This window comes from Dolichospermum circinale AWQC131C, from assembly GCF_000426905.1.
GTDB classification, from domain to species: Bacteria; Cyanobacteriota; Cyanobacteriia; order Cyanobacteriales; family Nostocaceae; genus Dolichospermum; species Dolichospermum circinale.
In genome coordinates this window covers 112,704-114,284 of sequence record NZ_KE384623.1, presented here as the reverse complement: position 1 = coordinate 114,284, position 1,581 = coordinate 112,704, and the positions used below count along the sequence as shown (strand labels likewise).

Here is a 1,581-nt window from a genome sequence, read left to right as displayed (position 1 = left end):
AAAGTTGAGAGAGTTAAATATTGACCCTGATAGTTTATGAATAATGATCACTAATAATGATATTATTTTCTGCATTAGAGAAAACACAATGATATTACTCAACAGGAGAAAATTCACAATGGAGTCTGTGGACAACTTACAGAAAAAAACAACCCCCAACTAATTTCCGTTGTTATGTAAAATAATCAAGGATGACGATAAAAGCGATCGCTGTTCCTCTTATGACAAACATAGCTGATGTTAATGCTGACAAACGACAACAATTCATTGCTCTAGTAAGGAAATATGTTAAACCGGGGGCAGGAAGCAGTGTAGAATTTTTAAACAAACGTACTTGGAGTTATCCGGTGACAAAGCTTAATGATATTATTAAACAAGCACCTTTTTTGGTAGTCGGTGGAGTAGCCACAAGACTTTATATGCCAGAAAGAATGACTCTGGATTTAGATATTGCTATCAGAGCAAAAGATGCTGAATTAATATATCAGGATTTGGAAAAAGCCCAGGGGCAAAAAATTGGTGAGTTAAGTATTCCGGGTACTCAATGGAAATTACAAGATGAGACATATTTAGATGTATTAGAAATTGAGGATAATTGGATAAGAGAAGCTCTTAATAATCCCAACTATGCACCTGATGGTTTGCCAATAATTGACTTACCTTATTTAGTTTTAATGAAACTGATAGCAGGCCGCAGTCAAGATTTAGCCGATATTAGCCGAATGTTAGGAGGAGCAAATAATTTACAATTGCAAAAAGTTAAAACTGTCATCAAGCAATATTTGCCCAGTGCCTCAGAAGACTTGGAAAGTTTGATTATTTTAGGTCAACTAGAACAAAAATAAATCAACATGAGAAAACTCACAATGAAACTATAGAAATTGCTGATTTGATTAAATTATTTGACATAATAGGCAATAACCAGTTATCATACAAAGTAATTAAGGAGAAAAATATGACTCTAGCCACTCCTATTCAAACAGAAAAAACCTATTATACCCCAGAAGAATATCTGGAGTTAGAAAATCAATCTGAAAGCAAACATGAATACTTAAATGGGCAAATTATCGCCATGACTGGGGGAACAACAAATCATAATAAATTAGCAGGACAAATTTATGCTTTTCTTTTGTTTAATTTAGGTAATAAAGGTTATGAAGTATATATAGGAGATGTAAAATTATGGATTGAAGCATCTAATCGTTATACTTATCCTGATGTGATGGTAGTGGAAGGTAAAGCAATTTATCAAGGTAAAACTCAAAATGTTATTACTAATCCGCTTGTGATTATTGAAGTCTTATCAAAATCCACATCTAACTATGATCAAGGGGATAAATTTGACGCTTATCCGACGATTCCCAGTTTTCAAGAATATATTTTAATTTCCCAAACTGAATATTATATTAAGCAGTTTGTGAAAAATGAACAAGGTAAATGGCTATTAACTGATTATCGAGGAGAATCAGAAGTTTTAAAGTTGGAAACTGTGGATTTTGAGATGAGTTTAAAAGGACTTTATCAGTACGTTGATTTTAGTCAAAGTGAAGATTAGGTATAATATTTTATATTGTACTGACA

General features: G+C 32.4%; 2 protein-coding genes. Both read left to right on the top strand.

What is annotated here, in order from left to right:
• Positions 1-221: 221 nt before the first annotated feature.
• The gene (locus ACIR131C_RS0114800) at positions 222-845 is read left to right on the top strand and encodes a hypothetical protein (protein ID WP_028090832.1); all 624 of its coding nucleotides are present in this window, start codon (positions 222-224) and stop codon (positions 843-845) included.
• A 110-nt stretch (positions 846-955) separates the two neighbouring features.
• Positions 956-1,555 (top strand): Uma2 family endonuclease, encoded by a 600-nt coding sequence (locus ACIR131C_RS0114795; RefSeq protein ID WP_196811775.1) that lies wholly within the window; start codon positions 956-958, stop codon positions 1,553-1,555.
• Positions 1,556-1,581 lie beyond the last annotated feature (26 nt).

Bases quoted from the DNA above. Each gene is read 5' to 3' on its own strand.
- ACIR131C_RS0114795 (WP_196811775.1), top strand. From the start codon at position 956: ATGACTCTAGCCACTCCTATTCAAACAGAAAAAACCTATTATACCCCA.
- ACIR131C_RS0114800 (WP_028090832.1), top strand. From the start codon at position 222: ATGACAAACATAGCTGATGTTAATGCTGACAAACGACAACAATTCATT.